This is a genomic window from Microbacterium sp. LMI13-1-1.1 (assembly GCF_040815625.1).
GTDB lineage: Bacteria > Actinomycetota > Actinomycetes > Actinomycetales > Microbacteriaceae > Microbacterium > Microbacterium forte.
This window is the reverse complement of sequence record NZ_JBFPNL010000008.1, coordinates 91,128-108,560: the sequence shown is the minus strand read 5'-3', so window position 1 is coordinate 108,560 and position 17,433 is coordinate 91,128. Positions and strand designations below refer to the sequence as shown.

Below are 17,433 nucleotides of genomic sequence, written 5' to 3'. Positions count from 1 at the left end.
CGTGCGTTCCGGTTGCGGTTCGTGCCGGTTCCGCACGCGCTCGACCGGCACGAGTGCGGCGGTGGCCGCCGACCGGTTCAGGCCGCGTGCACACGCAGCCGGGTGGCGAGTTCGCGGAGCCGGACCTGTTCGACAGGGCGTGCGGCCATCGCCGGAGTCGAGATGACGTCACCGACCCGGAGAGCGCCCTGCGTGTGCACAGCCGCGGCGAGCGAGCGGATCAGCGCGACCGTCGACGGCTCTCCCTTCCAGGTGGCACCGGTCAGCGCCGTCTCGATGAGCATCAGCGGCCGGCGGAGCGCCGGGTCATGCTGGCGAGAATCCTCTGAGAGCCATTCGACGAGATCGCGAATGGTCCATTCGGGGGATATTGGCTCAAGATCCTGAGGTTCCATGGTGATTGGTGTGGTCATTGGTCCAGAATCGGATGCCATGAGCATCATCGACAGAGCCAATGACCGGCCAGTGGCCCAGCGATCGGCCGGTGGAGTCGCTCCTCTCGTGCGATCGGGCGACGTGTCGGCGGAGGTCCTGGCTGCTCGACTCGGTCGATGGACTCAGGGCGAGGGCACTCTGGCGGCGCGGCTGTCCGACGGCGTGGCCGCTCTCATCTCGGGCGGCGAGCTGCGGGCGGGTGACCGGCTTCCGGCGGAGCGCGGGTTCGCCGCAGCGAGCGCGGTCTCTCGGGGCACGGTCGTCGCGGCTTACGCCGACCTCGCCGAACGCGGGCTCGTCGACCGGCGTCAGGGCAGCGGCACGAGGGTCGCCGGAGTCGCGACGCCGGCGATCGCATCCGCGCAGCGGCCAGGGCGCGGAGAGGCGCTCTTCTCGGCGTCGCCGAACACGATCGATCTGCTGCGCACCGTGCCGCAGCTCTCCGATCTCGCCGTCCAGCTGATCCGCGAGCACCGACCGCGGCTCGAACTCGCCCTGCTCCCCGAGACCGACCCCGCCGGGCTGCCTGCGCTGCGCGAGCTGATCGCCGAGATGTACTGCGCGGAGGGGACGCCGACGACGCGCGAGCAGATCCTGGTCACCCACGGCGCGCAGCAGGCGATCAGCCTCGTGATCAATGCGCTGGTCAGCCCCGGCGACGTGGTGCTCGCCGAGGAGGTGACCTGGCCGGGGGTCACCGACTCGGTCGGCCTTCGCGGAGGCGTGGTGCACGGCATCCCGATGGGGCATGACGGGCTCGACGTCGATGCGCTCGAGGTCGCGATCGCCCGATTGCGCCCGGTCGCGATCGCCCTCAACCCCCACCACCAGAACCCCACGGGCACCAGACTCCCTGCGGCCGCAAGACATCGCGTCGCCGAACTGGCCGCGCAGTACGGAGTTCCCGTCATCGAAGACAGGGTGGTCGCGGGCATCTCGTTCGACGGCGTCGTGCCGCCGACGCTGGCGGCGGAACGCGCCGATGCGCCGATCATCGTCGTCGAGTCGGTGTCGAAGTGGGCGTGGGCGGGACTGAGGATCGGCTGGCTGCGGGCCGACCCCGTTCTCGTGCGCAGACTGCGCGCGGCGCGCCAGCTCGCCGACCAGTCGACGAGTGTGCCCGGTCAGCTCCTCGCACTCGACCTGCTCGGGAAGGCTGTCGACCTGCGGACCGCGACCAGCCGCATCCACGGTGAGCGTCTGACGCTCGTGCGGTCGCTGCTGGCCGAGCACCTGCCCGACTGGCGCTGGATCGAGCCTCGCGGTGGGCTCTCCCTCTGGGCCGCCCTGCCGGTGGGGTCGGCCGGCGCCTTCTCCCGGATCGCGGCCGTGCACGGGGTGTCGATCGCCGGAAGCGCGGCGTTCGCGGCATCCGTTCTGCCTGACGATCACATCCGCATCCCGTTCACTGCGCCCGACGACGTGCTCACCGAGGGGGTGCGGCGACTCGGCGTGGCGTGGCGGGAGTATCGGGATGCTCTCAGCGACCGCTCCTAGGGTGCGAGACCTGATGGCTGCGATCGTGGTGAATCGCCGACTACTCGAAGAGCCCGGTCAGCACCACCGTTCGAGTCGCGGCATCGATCGCGACCGAGGCGCTGTAGCCTGCGGCCGAGAACAGGGCGTCCAACTCGGGGGAGCCTTCGAAGGGTCCCGCGGGCACCTTGGACGCCATGCCCGGCACCAGGACGGGAGGGTCGATCTGCTCGAGACCGCCGGCGCTGCGCAGCGCCTCGATCTCAGATTCGGGGAGCGTCGCGACGACGTCCACCCAGTATGTGGTGGGGCCGATGTCACTCGACCCGGTTGTGCCGCCCATCCACTCAACGGATTCCGCCGCGCTGAGCTGCGGGTAGCGCTTTGCGATGGGAGCGAGGTCTGTACGCAGAACGCCGTCGCCGTGCTTCTCTGCGGTTCCATTGGTCATCGTCGTCTCCGTCGGCTGGGGGGTGGCAGGAGTGCACGCGGTGACCGCGGTGGTCATCAAGGCAAGAATGAGGAGGGAGGAGAGTCGGCGCATGGGGTTCTACCGGCCTTCGGCTGGAGCGTCGGAAACGGAGACCGAGCCCGGGTCGCCGAGCGTCCAGGTCACAGTGCGAGTCACGGACCCGGTGCTGTCGAACGGCTTCGCCCACCCGATCTCGGTGAAGCGTCCGTTCTCGTCATCGGGCGCTGCGGACGCGATGTCGGATTGTCCGCGATTGAAGTTGTACCGGTCATCGCCATGCACAGTGACAACCATGGTCGCTACGCCGTCCTTCACGACGACGTCGCCGCTCGCCCACTGCTGATGTGCGCCGATCGCTTTCTGCCAGTTCTCGGTGGTCGGATACCGTCCGGTCAGGCTCGGCTCGCCCGTGAACGAGAACGATGAGCCGCCGGATCCGGCGAGTTCGTCGGCCGCCCGCTGAGCGAGCAGGATCTGGTCGTCGATATCGGCGCGCACGCCCTCGTCCTCGCGGTAGGCCTTCTCGTAGTCGAAGGCCCATGGCTCGCCGTTGTTGTCCCAGTAGTGTCCGTAGGCCGCTGTCGCGTCGGCGAGATCCGGCCTCAACATCCGCGCCCCGAGCAGCTTCGTCTTCCATTCCTCCGATGCGAGGAAGTCCTCGAAGGTCGCGTCCTCCGAGCCGTAGACGAAGTCTTCATCCCAGGCGTATTCCGGCTGATCCGGTGGTCCGATGCGGTAGCGGCCATCGGCGGTGGTCGTCCCTGTGCCGAGCTCGAATGCCGTCACATCAGGATCGAAGACCATGCCGATCTGCAGAAGAGCCGGGGTGATCGCGGCGAACTGCGAGGTGGCCTGGGTGACCGATGCCTTCGCCACCCACTCGCGGCGGGCGGTGAAGGCACGGGCGATATCCGGGCCCAGCCCCAAGGAGACGGCCGGTGAGAGGAGAAGGGGAGGGACGACCGATGAAGGAAGCGACGATAGGGCGTTCTGAGCGCGGCCTCGGATCGCATCGGCCTCGTGGAGCAGGGCGGGCACCGAGTCGGCGGCTCGTGCCAATGTGGTCGCCCTTGAGGCGGCACTTCGAAGTGCCACGGCTGCCGCGTCGGCGACGTGTCCCTCGAAGCCGGTGGATGCCGCGGTGGAATTGAAGGCCGCAGTCGCCTCCTCCCATCGCCGCGCGGCGCTGGGGTAGCTGCCGTGGCCGGTGTACGCCGCACTTGTCGCAAGGTCGGAGAGGGCCTTCTCCCACGGGCCCATCACATCATGCCCCGGGGCATCGTGATGAGGGGCGTGGGGGATTCGGCGTCCAGTCGACGGAGCACGTCGGCAGCCGCCTCGTCGAGGTTCGCAAGATCTTCGGCGGCGCCGGCGACGCTGTCGGAGAGTGCGATGACTGCCCTCGAGGTCGCATTCATTGCTGAGTGTGCTGCGAGGTCGACGGACGCGAGCGCCCGGTCGAAGGCCGCAGCGACGGAAGATGTCGAGGCGCGAGCCGCGGGAGCGGGCATCGACAGAGTCGCCCCGGTTGACCGCAGACTCGCCAGCACGGCATCCACCCGGTCTGAGTCGATCGAGATCGTCATGGTGCTCCCCCCGAAGCGGACGTGTCGCACGTGTGCGATCGCGTGCGGTCACAGAAGGATACCCGACCGGTCACGGAGATCCGGGCCCGGTGTCTGCGGGGGCCGGTAGCGTTGTTGCATGGTCAACTATCGCTATCTCGGCAACAGCGGTCTCAAGGTCTCTGAGATCACCTATGGCAACTGGGTCACGCACGCTTCTCAGGTCGAAGACGACGCCGCCGTCAAGACGGTGCACGCGGCGCTCGACGCCGGCATCACCACGTTCGACACGGCAGACACGTATGCCAACACGGCGGCGGAGGTCGTGCTCGGCAAGGCGCTCGAAGGGCAGCGCCGCGAAGGACTCGAGATCTTCACGAAGGTCTACTTCCCCACAGGTCCCAAGGGCCCGAACGACACCGGACTGAGCCGCAAGCACATCCTCGAGTCGATCAACGGCTCGCTGACGCGCCTCGGCACCGACTACGTCGACCTCTACCAGGCGCACCGCTTCGACTACGAGACCCCGTTGGAGGAGACGTTCCAGGCGTTCGCCGACGTCGTCCGTCAGGGCAAGGCGCTCTACATCGGCGTCTCGGAGTGGACGGCGGAGCAGCTGCAGGAGGGCCACGCGCTCGCGAAGCAGCTCGGCGTGCAGCTGATCTCGAACCAGCCGCAGTACTCGATGCTGCACCGCGTGATCGAGGGCAAGGTCGTGCCGGCCTCCGAAGAGCTCGGCATCTCGCAGATCGTCTGGTCGCCGATGGCGCAGGGCGTGCTGTCGGGCAAGTACCTTCCGGGCCAGCCGGTGCCCGAGGGCTCGCGCGCGACCGACCCGCACAGCGGCTCGGAGTTCATCAAGAGCTTCCTGCAGGACGACATCCTCACCGCGGTGCAGAAGCTCAAGCCGATCGCCGAAGAGGCGGGCCTGTCGATGCCGCAGCTCGCGATCGCGTGGGTGCTGCAGAACCCGAACGTCGCCGCCGCTCTCGTCGGAGCCTCGCGCCCCGAGCAGCTCGCCGAGACGGTCAAGGCCTCGGGTGTGACGCTCGACGCCGACACCCTCGCGGCCATCGATGCCGCACTGGGCGACACGGTCAACCGCGACGCCGAGGCCACCTACTCGGTGTCGCCGAAGGCGCGCCTGGTCTGATGACCGCATGACGAAGGCCGCCGTTCGGAATGAACGGCGGCCTTCGTCATGCGCGGGAGCGATTACTCCTTGACGGCTCCGGCTGTCAGTCCCTGCACGATCCAGCGACTCGCGAGAGCGAACATCACCATCGTCGGCAGGATCGTCAGCACGGCGGCCGCCGACATCGAACCCCAGTCGATGTTGAACGTCGAGATGAAGCCGTTCAGCGCCGACGGCACCGTGCGGTTCTCATCGGTGTTCATGAGCACGACCGACAGGAACAGCTCGTTCCAGCAGTTGACGAAGTTGAAGATGAACGCGGCGATGATGCCAGGGGTCATCACCGGCACGAGCACCCGGAACAGAGCGCCGAAACGCGAGCATCCGTCGATCATCGCCGCCTCTTCGAGGGCGTCGGGGACGTTCTCGAAGAACCCGCGCAGCATCACGGTGGAGAACGGGATGCAGACCGCGATGTACACGAGGATCAGACCGGGCTTGGTGTCGACCAGGCCGAGGTCGGTCATCATCGAGTACAGCGGGCCGAGCGCGATGAACGCCGGGATCATCTGCGTCAGCAGGAACGCGACCAGCACTGTTCCCTTGCCGCGGAACTCGAAGCGGGCGATCACGTAGGCGCTCAGCAGCGCGATCAGCGTCGCCACCGCGCCCGCGATCGTCGCCACGATCGCGGAGTTGGCGAGGAACACCCCGAACGAGCTCTGCTGGAACAGGCTGACGTAGTTGTCGAACGAGGGCTCTGACGGCCAGTACTCGATCGGGAACGAGTTGATCGTGCCCGGCGACTTGAACGACGTCAGCGCGATCCAGTACAGCGGGAACAGCGTGATGACGAGCCAGAGCAGAAGCCCGACCACACGCACGACGCCGCCGACCGACACCTTGCGCTTCGGGCGGGGTGCCTTCGCGATGTCGGGAACGGTGAGACGACGGGTCTCGGTGACTGTTGTGCCGGTGATGGTCATCGCTGCACCTTCCGCATCGCCATCAGGTAGAACGCGCAGAACACGAACAGGAACGCGACCACGATGAGTCCGATCGCACTCGCGATGCCGTAGTTGCCCTGCTGGGTGTAGTTGATCATCCACGTCGTGACGATGTGCGTCTGGTTCGCCGGCCCGCCGTTCGTCATCGCGTAGATGATGTCGGGGAAGTTGAAGATCCAGATGATGCGCAGCAGGATCGTGAGCAACAGCGTCATCGAGATGTACGGGATGATGATCGAGAACAGCTGCCGGACCTTGCCGGCGCCGTCGAGGCTCGCGGCCTCGAGCATCTCGTCAGGCACCGACTGGAGCGCGGCGAGGATCATGATCGCGAAGAACGTCACGCCGTACCAGATGTTGGCCACGATGACCGCGAACATCGCGAGCTTCGGATCGGCCAGCCAGGGGAGCGGGGCGTCGATCAGACCGACCTTCATGAGCAGGTCGTTCACGACGCCGAACTCCGCGTTGAACATCCAGCGGAAGAGCATCCCGATCAGGAATCCCGACACCGCCCACGGGAAGAACACGAGGGCCTGGTAGAGCCCGCGGAAGCGGAACCGCTTGCGCAGCGCGAGCGCGATCAGGAACCCGATCACGAGCTGCGGCACGAGCGAGCCGACCACCCAGAGCACCGAGTTCCACGCGACGACGGGGAACGCCGGGTCCTGGAAGACGGTGACGAAGTTGTCGAAGCCCACCCAGGGGGTAGACGTGAGATCCCACAGGTTCCAGTCGTGGAAGGCCATGCGTGCGCCCTGCAGCATGGGCCAGTAGGTGAACCAGCACACGAACACGATCGCCGGGGCCATGAAGGCCAGCAGCGTCAGCGCGTGGCGGCCACGGAACGGGCGGCGCCGGCGGGATGCCGGGGAGGCCCCGCCGGCGGTGCCGACGGAGCCCCCTTCGAGAGCGGTCCGAGTCACGGATCAGCCCTTTTCCGCTGCGTACTTCTCGGTCCAGAAGGCATCCCACGACTCGAGCAGCTCGCTGGTCGACATGTTGCCGAGCAGCACGTTCTGCACATCCTGGTCGGACTTCTGGATCCACTCGGTCCACCAGCTGACGCCTCGCGGCTGACGCACGTTCACGTACGTCTCGGGATCCTCCGTCATGGTGACGTAGCTGGTCCACGGGCCGGTCGAGTAGAACTCGTCGTCCGCGGCATCCGAGATGATCGGCACGAGGCTGTTGGCCTGGGCGAACTCGGTCGCGGGCTCGGCCGACGAGAGGAACTCGACGAGCTTGACTGCGGCATCCTGGTGCTCGCTGTTCTCGGCGACGCCCCAGCCGGCGACGGCCAGCGGCTGCGCGGCCTTGCCCGACGGGCCGACGAGCAGCGGAGCGGTGTCCCACTGGTCTTCGGTCAGCGACGAGTCCTGCACCGTGGCGATGACCTCGGGGTCCTGCAGCAGGAACGCCGTGGTGCCGTTGGTGAAGCCTGCGACCATCTCGGGGTAGCCCCACGAGACGGCCGAGGGCGGGGAGGCCTCCTTGAACAGGTCGAAGTAGTCATCGACGGCCTCCTGCGCCTCGGGGGCGGCGAAGATCGTCGATCCGTCCTCCATGAGGAACGCATCATCGACGTCGAGGCCGTCGATCGTGTAGGCCTCGATCGCCGCGACCACGTTGCTGTTCGCGTTCGCACCCCCGCGGAACGCGTAGCCGTAGATGTTGTTCGACGGGTCCTGGATGGCGCTGGCCTGCTCGAGCAGGTCCTTCCAGCTGTGCGGAGGACCGTCGAAGCCGGCCTCCTCGACCAGGTCGGTGCGGTAGAAGAGCGACAGGCCGTAGAAGCCGTAGGGCACGAAGTAGCTCTTGCCGTCGGTGGCCACCGACGCAGCCTGGGCGTTGTCGGTCAGGGCGTCCCAGCCGTCCCACTTCTCGAGGTCGCCCGAGATGTCGTGCAGCCAGCCGTTGTTGGCGAACGGGCCGACCGTGATGTCGCGGACCTCGAGGACGTCGACGCCCTTTCCGGACTGCAGCATCTGCTGGATCTTCGCATCCGCCTGCTCGGTGGGCGGCGAGACGAGCTTGACCTTGATGTCGGGGTTCGCCTTCTCGAAATCGTCGAGGAGCCCGCGGAGCAGGTCGGTGCGTGCAGGGTTGGTCAGGCTCTCGACCATCTGCAGGGTGACGGTGCCGTCGGCGGATTCGCCGCCGCTTGCGGAACAGCCGGTGAGCGCGAGTGCGGCGACGGTGCCGATTCCCGCGGCGGTCGTCAAGATTCTGTTCTTCCTCACGAGGTGCCTCTCAGTTGGTGATGGTGGTGGGTCGGGTGGGTGTGGATCGGGTGGTGGGTGGAGCGGGTGGGTGCGGATCGGGTGGTCGGGTCAGGAGACGATGATCGAGTCGGGGGTGCGGATGCCGGCTCGGCGGAGGATCTGCGGGATGCAGCGCTCGACGAAGGCCTCGAAGTCCGACGCCTCGGTGTAGAGGTGCGCCGACAGGCGGAAGTAGCCGACGCCGCGGAAGCTGGTGAACGCGGTCTCGACGCCGGTCTCGTCGAGCAGATCCATGCGCAGGGCGTCGGCCTCTTCCCGTGTGGATCCGAGTCCGAGCGGCAGACGCACGAGCCGCATCGACGGCACGGGCGAGGGCAGCGGGGTGAGGGGGTCTTCGTCGCCGTAGGGGCGCAGGCCTTCGGCGATGATCTCGGCACCGGCATCCGCCATCTGCGCCATCGCCTGGCGTGCGTTGTGCCAGCCGAACTCGCGCTCGATGAACTCGATCGACGCGGGGGTGGCCAGGTAGGTCGTCGCGTCGATCGTGCCCTGGGTGTCGAAGCGCTCGGGGTAGGGCTCGTTCGCGGCCCACGAGTCGATGAGCGGCCAGAGGTCGTCTCGGTCGGGTGCGGTCGTGACGAGCAGCGCCGAACCGCGCGGGGCGCAGGGCCACTTGTGCAGGTTGCCGAACCACCAGTCGCCGCCGGCGACAGCCGCGGCATCCGCGACGAGACCGGGGGCGTGGGCGCCGTCGACGAGCGTGCGGATGCCGCGCTCGGCGGCGAGCTCGGCGATGCGGCGCGTCGGCAGCATCCGGGCCGTGGGGGAGGTGATCTGGTCGACCACGATCAGGCGAGTGCTCGGGGTGAGCGCGTCGGCGAAGCGCTGCACGACCTCGTCGTCGGAGGCGAGCAGCGGCAGCTCGACGGCGCGGACGGATGCTCCGAAGCGACGGGCCAGACGCTGCGCCCCCATCGTGATCGCGCCGTAGCCCTGGTCGGTCACGAGGATCTCGTCGCCGCGCTCGAGGTGCAGGGCGTTGTAGACGACGGTGGCCGCGGCCGAGGCGTTGGGGACGAAGACGCTGTCTTCGGCGTAGGCGCCCACGAACGGTGCGGTGCGCTCGCGGGCCTGCTGCACGCGCTCGGCGATGCGGGGGAACCACTCGACCGGGCTCAGGTCGGCGCGGCGGCGCAGCGCATCCTGCTGTTCGACGACGGCGGTGGGGACTGCGCCGAAAGAGCCGTGGTTCAGATGGATCACGTCGGGATCGAGCGGCCACGCATCACGGGCTCGGATGCCGGAGTTCAGCGTGAGCGGTGCGGGGAAGAGTGGTGCAGGCATCGGTCCTCGTCGGTGCAGTGGGGGAGTTGTTGCACAACTTTGCCACAGAGGTTCCGATATGGCTATGGAAAGGTGAAGATGAAACATAGTTGTCATACGAATTTGATGAAGAGCGCGCGTCCGACAGACTCGCAGGGGAGTGGCCGGTGTCAGAGAGGATCACGATGAGCGCTTTGGATACGGCTCTGCACGGGCTGCGTGCGCTGATCGCCGACGGGGCCCTGCGCCCCGGCGACCGTCTGCCGAGCGAGGGCGAACTGTGCGAGACGCTCGGTGTCTCGCGAGGATCTCTGCGCGAAGCCATCCGCATGCTGGCCGCACTCGGAGTGCTCGAGACCCGCCACGGCTCCGGCAGCTACGTCAGCGAACTGCGCGCCGCCGACCTGATCGGCAGTCTGTCCCTCACGGTCGGGCTGCTGCCCATGGCCGGAGTGCTCGAGCTGACCGAGCTGCGTCGCGTGCTCGAACCGCATGCCGCCGCGCTCGCCGCGGCCCGCATCGATGCCGCAACCCTCGAGGAGCTCAGCGGCGTGCTCGATGAGATCGAGGCCAGCGACGACTTCGAGGACCACTCGCGCCTCGACCACGCCTTCCACATGACGATCTCCGAGGTCGCCGGCAATGACGCCCTCACGAGTCTCATCGACGTGCTGCGCTCACGATCGCGGGCGTATCGGATTCCGGATGCCGGTGACGCGGCCGAGCTGAAGCTGCACTCGGACGCCGGGCACCGCGCGATACTCCGCGGACTCGCGGCGGCGGATCCCGTCGCGGCCTCGGCTGCGGCATCCGCACACGTCGCGCAGACCGAGTACTGGGTGCGGCGGTACACCGAGACCGACATCGTCGCCGAGGGGTCGGCCGTCGAGCCGGACTGAGTTCGGCGGGCTCGCGAGGCTCGCCTCGATTCAGTCTCCCTGCGGTGCGAAGCGCAGCACATTCGTGTTGCGACGGACGAAGCCGACGGACTCGTAGAGGCGCAACGCCGATTCGCGAGACGGTCGGGACGTCAGGTCGAGTGTCGGCAGCCCCCGCTGTTGCGACTCCTCGATGATCGCTCCGAGCAGCAGGCGTGCGATGCCTCGTCCACGGGTGCTCTGATCGACCACGACGTCTTCGATGCTGCCGTGCCATCCGGTGATGAGCGGGGCCGTCACGAGGGTGGCCATTCCCACGATGCGGCCTGACTCGCGCGCGACGAACAGGTCGGTGTTCTGCGCCTGGAGCAACGAGAGCACCCGTTCCGAGTCGAATCGAGCGGTCGCCGAGAGCTGAGGGAGAAGCGCCTCGATCCGGTGAAGGTCATCCGCTGTGAGGCGGTCCGTGATCGCGATGCTGATTCCGTCGGCCATGGGTGACGTGTCAGGCGAGGGTGATGTCGACCTGGATCTCGGTGGCGATGCGTTCGAGGTCACGGCGCAGGGCGTCGAGGTCGACCGACGCGGGTACCCGTGCGATCACGGACGCCTCGAACAGGCGGCCGCCGGCCATCGCGGCATCCCGGGTCTCGGTCGCCAGCTCTTCGATGCTCAGGTCGTGCGCGCTCAGCACGTTCGACACCTCGCGGACGATGCCCGAACGGTCGTTGCCGAGCACCCGGATCTCGAGCATCTGGTCCTCGGCGTCCGTGTCCGCCGGGGAGCCGGTGAGAACCGCGAGGGTCAGCAGGCCCTGACCCTGCAGGCCGCGCAGGGCATCCTGCAGTTCGTCCGTGCGCTCCGTTGCGACCGATACCTCGATCACGCCGGCGAATGTTCCGGCGAGCTCGGCCAGCGAGCTGTTCTCCCAGTTGCCGCCGTGGGCCTCGACGACATCGGCGACGGCAGCGACGAGTCCTGGGCGATCAGCACCCGCGACAGTGAGGATGAGAGTAGTCATGCGGCCAGCGTAGCCGTTCGCAATTCAGCATCATCGCTCGGAAAGCACCCGAAGACCGTGGCCAGGTGGCCGATCCGGCGTGTCCATGCTGAGTTGTGAACGGCAGGTCAGTCGAACCCCGGTGAGCCGAACCCCGGTCAGTCGACCCAGTCGCCGGTGTCGAGGAAGCGATCGAGGCGCTCGCGGTGCGGGGCGAGGTCCCAGCCCTGCTGCGCGACCCACTCGTCGTTGAAGTACGTGCCGGCGTAGCGGATGCCGCTGTCGCAGATCAGCGTGACGATGCTGCCGGTCTCGCCCGCCGCGCGCATGCGCGCGATCAGCTGGAACGCCCCGTACAGGTTGGTGCCGGTCGAGCCTCCGGCGAGGTGCAGGGTGCGCTCGCGCAGCATCCGGATCGCGGCGATCGACCCCGCATCGGGCACGCGGATCATCTCGTCGATCACCGTCGGCACGAACGAGGCCTCGACGCGCGGCCGACCGATGCCCTCGATGCGGCTGGGGCGCCCGGGAGGCGGATCGACGGTTCCCGCCCACCCGTCGTAGAAGGCCGAGCCCTCGGGGTCGACGACGGCGATCTGCGTCTCGTGGCGGCGGTACTTGACGTATCGCCCGAAGGTCGCGCTGGTGCCGCCGGTGCCCGCACCCACGACGATCCAGCGGGGGATCGGATGCCGTTCCTGCGACAGCTGGCTGAACACGCTCTCGGCGATGTTGTTGTTGCCGCGCCAGTCGGTCGCGCGCTCGGCGAAAGTGAACTGGTCGAGATAGTGCCCGTGGCATTCGGACGCGAGACGCTGGGCCTCGGGAGACATGTCCTCTGCGCGGTCGACGAAGTGGCAGCGTCCGCCGTAGAACTCGATGAGGTCGATCTTCTCCTGGCTCGTCGACCGCGGCACGACCGTGACGAACGGCAGCCCCAGCATCCTCGCGAAGTACGCCTCCGAGACGGCGGTGGATCCGCTCGACGACTCCACGAGGGTCGAGTGCTCCGTGATGCGGCCGTTGACGAGTCCGTACAGGAGCAGCGAGCGCGCGAGACGGTGCTTGAGCGACCCTGTGGGGTGCACCGACTCGTCCTTCAGGTACAGATCGATGCCCCACTCGGGCGGCAGCGGGAACAGGTGCAGGTGCGTGTCGGCACTGCGGTTCGCGTCGGCTTCCAGCAGGGCGATCGCGGTGCTGGTCCAGTCGCTCATCCTTCGAGCGTAACGCCCCGCTACCTGGCCGTGTAGCCGCCCTCGCCCGTCTCGCCGTCGTACGTGAAGACCTCGTCTTCGAGCGTGATCTGGATGTCGTCGCCGAGCGGCTGTTCAGCGAGCAGGCGCTCTTCGAGCATCGTCATCCGCTCCTCGTACTCCTGCGCCTGCGCCTCATCGACGCCCCAGATCGTCGCGACCTTCATGTCGGTGAGGAAGTACAGGAAGGCCGAGACGGCGGTGCGGTTGAACTCGGTGTCGGGGATGCTCTGCCACAGCGCACCGCTGTCGCGCAGCCGCTTGTATTCGTCGATCTTCGCCTGGAGGACGTCGGCGATCGCGGATGCGTCGGCGTCACCCGGGTCGTCGGACGGCGACTCCTCGGTGGAGGGGTCGTCGGAGGGCTCGCTGGGAGCCGCGGCCGTCGCGGAGGGCATCGGTGCGGCGACCGGCTCGCGCGAACTCATCAGCAGGCTCACGGCCACGCCGACTCCGACGGCGATGATCAGCACGAATGCCGCGACCGCCGCGATCACGATGCCGAGGGTCCTGCCCGAGCGCGAGGGAGTACTCGGCGGTGCGGAGGGGTACGGATACGCGCCAGAGGGAGCGGGAACCTGCTGGCCTGCCGGGTACGGGGCCGGATACGAGGCGGGCTGCTGAGGCGGGTAGTGCCCGCCCTGTTGGTGATACTGCCCTGGCGGCTGCTGCGGGTGCTGCCCCGGCTGCCGGCCCGACGCATACGGGGGCAGCGGCGGCGCGACGGGCCCGCCGGGTGCAGGCGGCGGCGACCCGGGAGGTGCGGGTGGCCCACTCAGCGGCGGCGCCAGGGGGACCGACGAAGAGAGATCACCGGGAGCCGCAGCCGGAGGCGGCGGGATGACCGGTTCGGGTTCCGAAGTCGGTGGATGCGCGTCGTCGACCATCGTGTCTGCCCCCCTGCTCGCGTCGCCCGGTGCGACGCATGCTCCGCTGCCAGGCTAGCCGCCTCAGCGCACTCTGCTACCGATCAGTGCCGGTCAGCGAACAGTGCCGGTCAGCGAACAGTGCCGGCGCGCGAGGTGCCGCCGTCGTCGTCGACGTGCAGCAGCGACGCGTGCGACTGCTCCTGCTGCAGCTGGAATTCGAAGCGCGAGCGGTCACCGCGGTGGTGGGCCACGAAGTACTCGATCGGGATGCCGTCGGCGGAACGACTCACGCTGCGCAGCCGCAGCAGGGCCGAGCCGGCGCTCACGCCGAGATACTGCGCCTGCTCGTGGGTGGCGACGGTGGCCTCGGCCGAGCGGACGCCGCTGGTGGCCACGATGTCGTGATCGGCGAGCAGCCGATACAGGGATCGCTCCGACAGGTCGACGCCGAGGGTGACGCCGCCGACGGCATCCGGCATCCAGGTCGTGGAGAGCGACCACGGTTCGCCGTCGACGTGACGGAGGCGGTCGAGCACCACGACGGGAGCGCCGACCTCGACCTCGAGGGCCGCCGCGATCTCGTCGTCGGCCAGGGTCTGCTCGTGCCGCAGCACATCGCTGTGCACGTGGCCGCCGCGGCGCTCGACGTCGTCGTACAGACCGACCAGCGTGTGCACGAGGCTCTCGCTGGTGCGCGGGCGGGACACGAAAGTGCCCTTTCCCTTGACCCGCTCGACGAGCCCCTCGTGTTCGAGCTGGGCGAGCGCCTGACGCACGACCGTGCGGGAGATGCCATAGCGCTCGCACAGGCGGTGCTCGCCGGGCAGGGGGTCGCCCGGCTGCAGGCCGTCTCTCGAGATGCCCTCGATGATCAGCTGGCGCAGCTGGTCGTACATGGGCGCCGCGGAGTGGCGGTCGATCGTGTCGTTCATGTCAGTACGCCACCCCTGCGTGCAGGATCACATTCGCGTACGGGGTGAACTCTCCCGAGCGCACGAACGCGCGCGCCGAGTGCGTGAGCTTCTTGAACTCGACGTGCGGGATCAGCTCGATCTCGAAATCCTGATCGGCGAAGCGCTCGCGCAGCGCGGCGAGCACCTCGGGGCTCTTCTCGGCCACCTCCGCAGAGACGGTCGCGCCCTCGACGACGAGCTCGGCGAGAACGGTGTCGAGCACGTCGAAGAACGCCGGGGCCCCGGGGCGGTAGGCGAGGTCGATGCGCTCGGACCCCGGCGGAATCGGCAGCCCCGCATCGGTCACCACCAGCAGGTCGGTGTGCCCGGTCTCGCTGATCACGCGCGAGAGGGCGGGGTTGATGGTCGTCGCTGTCTTGCGCATGATGTCTCCTCGGGGGATGTCAGTGGGCGTCTCGTGCGGCCAGGAATGCCTCGACCTCGGCGCGCAGCGGCAGGCTCGGCGAGGCGCCCTGCTTCGTGACGGCGAGCGCGCCGGCGGCCGTGGCGATGCGCACGGCATCCGTCAGCTCCAGGCCGTTCGCGAGCGCCGCACCGAGATATCCGGCGTAGGCGTCGCCCGCGGCTGTGGTGTCGACGGCCTCGACCGGGAACGGGGGGATGACGGATGCTCCGGCTGCCGTCACGACGCACGAGCCCTGCCCTGCGAGCGTGATCACGGCCGCGCCGACCCCGCGGTCGAGGAACCAGCGGCCCGCGAGAGCGGCGGACGCGGCATCCGTCACCTCGATGCCGCTGAGCACCGAGGCCTCGGTCTCGTTCGGGGTCACGATGTCGATGTTCGCCCACACCGCGTCGTCGAGCGGAGCGGCGGGTGCCGGGTCGAGGATGACGGTCATGCCGTGCTCGCGTCCGCGCGACGTGATGTGCGCGGTGAGGGCCGACGGGGTCTCGAGCTGAGTGAGCAGCACCGAGGTGGTGGGCGCGAGGGCGGTGAGCGCCGCATCGATCTGCTCGGTGCTCAGGGCGGCGTTCGCGAGCGGCACCATGACGATGTCGTTCTGCGCCGAGGCGTCGACGCGGATGTGGGCGATGCCGGTCGGTCCGGGCACGGTGCGCAGGTGGGCGAGATCGACGCCGGCGTCGCTCAGGCCAGTGACGACGAGGTCGTGGAAGAGGTCGTCGCCGACGCATCCGACGAAGCTCGTGCGTGCTCCGGATCGACCGGCCGCGACGGCCTGGTTGGCGCCCTTGCCGCCGAGCATCAGGGTGAACTCGTCACCCAGGATGGTCTCGCCGCGGGCCGGGAGCCGGGTCGAGAAGGTCGTCACGTCTGCGGTCACACTGCCGACGATGACGACGCCGGTGCGATCGGGCGAGGTGGCGGCTGTCATGGCACTCCTGATCGTCGTCGATGCGGGGTGCTTTGACATCCTCCGCGGCTGTCATTACATTAGCCGAATCCGAACCTGTAACGACAGGTTGTGCACAAGGAGACCCGATGACCGCGCTGGCCCCCCGTCTCTATGTCGACAGCGCGGACGTCGACCGCGTCTCGTCGCTCCTCGCCGCGGGCGTCGTGCACGGCGTCACCACCAACCCGACGATCCTCGAGCGCGGCGGTCGCACCGCAGCCGAGATCCCCGAGCTCTACGCCCGCTGGGCAGGCGAGGGTGCACGCGAGATCTTCTTCCAGACGTGGGGCGGCGACACTTCATCCTTGCTCCGCAACGCCGAGGGCATCAGGGCGCTCGGCGACCGGGTGGTCGTGAAGGTGCCCGCGACGCGCGACGGTTTCGCCGCGGCATCCGCTCTGGTGCGCGACGGCGCGACCGTGCTCGTCACCGCTGTGTACTCGGTCGCCCAGGCGCTGGTGTGCGCCTCGATCGGCGCGCAGTACATCGCTCCCTACCTCGGACGGATGCGGGATGCCGGCATCGACGGCGACGCCGTGATCGCCCGCATGCAGGAGATGTGCGCGGGCAGCGATTCGAACGTGCTCGCCGCGAGCCTGCGGTCGCCCGATGACATCACCGGCCTGCGTCTCGCGGGGGTGCCGTACTTCACCGCGGCACCGGACGTGATCGAGCAGATGCTGTTCCACGGGGTCAGCGACAGCTCGGCGGCGGAGTTCGACGCGGCGATGGTGCGGCTCGGGGCCTGAGGCGCGCCGATCGCTCTCAGGCGGTTGCCGCCTGACGCAGCCACCGCTCGACGCCGGCGATGTGCGCGGTGGCGAGCGAGGTCGCGAGGCCCGAATCGCGGCGGGCGATGGCGTCGGCGATCGCCCGATGCTCCGACAGCGTGCGCTCGACGGCTCCGCCCTCGGTGAGCCCCCGCCACACGCGGGCGCGCACGGTCTGGCTGCTCAGGTGCTCGATGAGGCTGGCGAGATAGGCATTGCCCGCCATGCCGACGATCTCGCGATGGAAGCGGATGTCGTGCTCGACGAGCTCTTCGATGCTCACCGTCGAATCGATGGATTCGACCTCGCGCTCGAGATCGGCGATCGCCTCGTCGGTGCCGAGGGTGGCCGCGAGGCCGGTTGCCTGCGACTCCAGCATCCGTCGCACGGCGAAGATCTCGAGCATCGAGTCGTCGTCGTGCATGTCGACCACGAACGAGATCGCCTCGAGCAGCAGGTGGGGTTCGAGACTGGTGACATAGGTGCCGTCGCCCCGTCGCACGTCGAGCACCCGGATCACCTCGAGCGCCTTCACCGCCTCGCGCATCGAGTTGCGCGACAGGCCGAGGCGTTCGGACAGCTCTTTCTCGGGAGGAAGCCGATCGCCGGGGGCGAGCTCGCCCGAGACGATCATCGCCTTGATCTTCTCGATCGCGTCGTCAGTCACTGCCATGGCGTCATCCTAACCATTCA

Annotated in this window: 20 protein-coding genes; 4 read left to right on the top strand and 16 right to left on the bottom strand. The window is 68.5% G+C overall.

Annotation, left to right across the window (positions count from 1 at the left end; genetic code table 11):
* Positions 1 to 77: 77 nt before the first annotated feature.
* Positions 78 to 413 (bottom strand): hypothetical protein, encoded by a 336-nt coding sequence (locus tag MRBLMI13_RS17880; protein WP_367824347.1) that lies wholly within the window; start codon positions 411 to 413, stop codon positions 78 to 80.
* Between the two features lie 19 nt (positions 414 to 432).
* Here MRBLMI13_RS17880 and MRBLMI13_RS17875 point away from each other — a divergent pair, with 19 nt between their 5' ends.
* Positions 433 to 1,932 (top strand): PLP-dependent aminotransferase family protein, encoded by a 1,500-nt coding sequence (locus MRBLMI13_RS17875; protein WP_367824345.1) that lies wholly within the window; start codon positions 433 to 435, stop codon positions 1,930 to 1,932.
* A gap of 40 nt (positions 1,933 to 1,972) precedes the next feature.
* Here the strand turns inward: MRBLMI13_RS17875 and MRBLMI13_RS17870 are convergent, their stop codons facing one another.
* From MRBLMI13_RS17870 to MRBLMI13_RS17860, 3 genes are all read right to left on the bottom strand, one after another.
* Positions 1,973 to 2,362 (bottom strand): hypothetical protein, encoded by a 390-nt coding sequence (locus MRBLMI13_RS17870; RefSeq protein ID WP_309691621.1) that lies wholly within the window; start codon positions 2,360 to 2,362, stop codon positions 1,973 to 1,975.
* Positions 2,363 to 2,461: 99 nt separating this feature from the next.
* Positions 2,462 to 3,643, bottom strand: a complete 1,182-nt coding sequence (locus tag MRBLMI13_RS17865; RefSeq protein ID WP_367824342.1) for a hypothetical protein — start codon at positions 3,641 to 3,643, stop codon at positions 2,462 to 2,464.
* Positions 3,643 to 3,969 carry a hypothetical protein gene (locus tag MRBLMI13_RS17860; protein ID WP_367824340.1) on the bottom strand — a complete coding sequence of 109 codons (327 nt, stop codon included), beginning with the start codon at positions 3,967 to 3,969 and terminating at the stop codon, positions 3,643 to 3,645. The genes MRBLMI13_RS17865 and MRBLMI13_RS17860 overlap by 1 nt, the downstream gene beginning before the upstream one ends.
* Before the next feature lie 118 nt (positions 3,970 to 4,087).
* Here MRBLMI13_RS17860 and MRBLMI13_RS17855 point away from each other — a divergent pair, with 118 nt between their 5' ends.
* Positions 4,088 to 5,101 (top strand): aldo/keto reductase family protein, encoded by a 1,014-nt coding sequence (locus MRBLMI13_RS17855; protein WP_042541345.1) that lies wholly within the window; start codon positions 4,088 to 4,090, stop codon positions 5,099 to 5,101.
* Positions 5,102 to 5,163: 62 nt separating this feature from the next.
* Here MRBLMI13_RS17855 and MRBLMI13_RS17850 read toward each other — a convergent pair whose 3' ends face one another.
* The 4 genes from MRBLMI13_RS17850 to MRBLMI13_RS17835 all read right to left on the bottom strand — a co-directional run bounded on the left by MRBLMI13_RS17850 (position 5,164) and on the right by MRBLMI13_RS17835 (position 9,659).
* A complete protein-coding gene (locus MRBLMI13_RS17850; protein ID WP_367824338.1) occupies positions 5,164 to 6,069 on the bottom strand; it encodes a carbohydrate ABC transporter permease in 906 nt (301 codons plus the stop codon).
* Positions 6,066 to 7,016 (bottom strand): carbohydrate ABC transporter permease, encoded by a 951-nt coding sequence (locus MRBLMI13_RS17845; protein WP_042541346.1) that lies wholly within the window; start codon positions 7,014 to 7,016, stop codon positions 6,066 to 6,068. Before MRBLMI13_RS17845 ends, MRBLMI13_RS17850 begins: the two co-directional genes overlap by 4 nt.
* A gap of 3 nt (positions 7,017 to 7,019) precedes the next feature.
* A complete protein-coding gene (locus tag MRBLMI13_RS17840; protein ID WP_367824335.1) occupies positions 7,020 to 8,315 on the bottom strand; it encodes an ABC transporter substrate-binding protein in 1,296 nt (431 codons plus the stop codon).
* A gap of 108 nt (positions 8,316 to 8,423) precedes the next feature.
* On the bottom strand, positions 8,424 to 9,659 hold the full coding sequence (locus MRBLMI13_RS17835) for an aminotransferase class V-fold PLP-dependent enzyme (RefSeq protein WP_367824333.1): 1,236 nt from the start codon (positions 9,657 to 9,659) through the stop codon (positions 8,424 to 8,426).
* Positions 9,660 to 9,823: 164 nt separating this feature from the next.
* Between MRBLMI13_RS17835 and MRBLMI13_RS17830 the strand changes: the two genes are divergently transcribed.
* Complete coding sequence (locus MRBLMI13_RS17830) at positions 9,824 to 10,537, top strand: FadR/GntR family transcriptional regulator (protein ID WP_042541350.1); 714 nt, start codon at positions 9,824 to 9,826, stop codon at positions 10,535 to 10,537.
* A gap of 30 nt (positions 10,538 to 10,567) precedes the next feature.
* Here MRBLMI13_RS17830 and MRBLMI13_RS17825 read toward each other — a convergent pair whose 3' ends face one another.
* The 7 genes from MRBLMI13_RS17825 to MRBLMI13_RS17795 form a co-directional block, all read right to left on the bottom strand.
* Positions 10,568 to 11,011: a GNAT family N-acetyltransferase gene (locus MRBLMI13_RS17825; RefSeq protein WP_367824331.1), complete on the bottom strand. Its 444-nt coding sequence runs from the start codon at positions 11,009 to 11,011 to the stop codon at positions 10,568 to 10,570.
* A 10-nt stretch (positions 11,012 to 11,021) separates the two neighbouring features.
* Positions 11,022 to 11,537 carry a glycine cleavage system protein R gene (locus tag MRBLMI13_RS17820; RefSeq protein ID WP_042541354.1) on the bottom strand — a complete coding sequence of 172 codons (516 nt, stop codon included), beginning with the start codon at positions 11,535 to 11,537 and terminating at the stop codon, positions 11,022 to 11,024.
* Positions 11,538 to 11,674: 137 nt separating this feature from the next.
* The gene (locus MRBLMI13_RS17815) at positions 11,675 to 12,733 is read right to left on the bottom strand and encodes a PLP-dependent cysteine synthase family protein (RefSeq protein ID WP_079113657.1); all 1,059 of its coding nucleotides are present in this window, start codon (positions 12,731 to 12,733) and stop codon (positions 11,675 to 11,677) included.
* Between the two features lie 20 nt (positions 12,734 to 12,753).
* The gene (locus MRBLMI13_RS17810; protein WP_052492983.1) at positions 12,754 to 13,269 is read right to left on the bottom strand and encodes a hypothetical protein; all 516 of its coding nucleotides are present in this window, start codon (positions 13,267 to 13,269) and stop codon (positions 12,754 to 12,756) included.
* A 500-nt stretch (positions 13,270 to 13,769) separates the two neighbouring features.
* Positions 13,770 to 14,573 carry a GntR family transcriptional regulator gene (locus MRBLMI13_RS17805; RefSeq protein WP_042541358.1) on the bottom strand — a complete coding sequence of 268 codons (804 nt, stop codon included), beginning with the start codon at positions 14,571 to 14,573 and terminating at the stop codon, positions 13,770 to 13,772.
* Position 14,574: 1 nt separating this feature from the next.
* The gene (gene rbsD / locus MRBLMI13_RS17800; protein WP_042541360.1) at positions 14,575 to 14,979 is read right to left on the bottom strand and encodes a D-ribose pyranase; all 405 of its coding nucleotides are present in this window, start codon (positions 14,977 to 14,979) and stop codon (positions 14,575 to 14,577) included.
* A gap of 19 nt (positions 14,980 to 14,998) precedes the next feature.
* The gene (locus MRBLMI13_RS17795; protein WP_079113655.1) at positions 14,999 to 15,949 is read right to left on the bottom strand and encodes a ribokinase; all 951 of its coding nucleotides are present in this window, start codon (positions 15,947 to 15,949) and stop codon (positions 14,999 to 15,001) included.
* Between the two features lie 107 nt (positions 15,950 to 16,056).
* Between MRBLMI13_RS17795 and MRBLMI13_RS17790 the strand changes: the two genes are divergently transcribed.
* Positions 16,057 to 16,719, top strand: coding sequence for a transaldolase family protein (locus tag MRBLMI13_RS17790; protein ID WP_194285967.1), 663 nt, complete (start codon positions 16,057 to 16,059; stop codon positions 16,717 to 16,719).
* Positions 16,720 to 16,735: 16 nt separating this feature from the next.
* Here MRBLMI13_RS17790 and MRBLMI13_RS17785 read toward each other — a convergent pair whose 3' ends face one another.
* Entirely contained in the window at positions 16,736 to 17,413 is a 678-nt protein-coding gene (locus MRBLMI13_RS17785) for a FadR/GntR family transcriptional regulator (RefSeq protein WP_042541364.1), read from the bottom strand.
* Positions 17,414 to 17,433 lie beyond the last annotated feature (20 nt).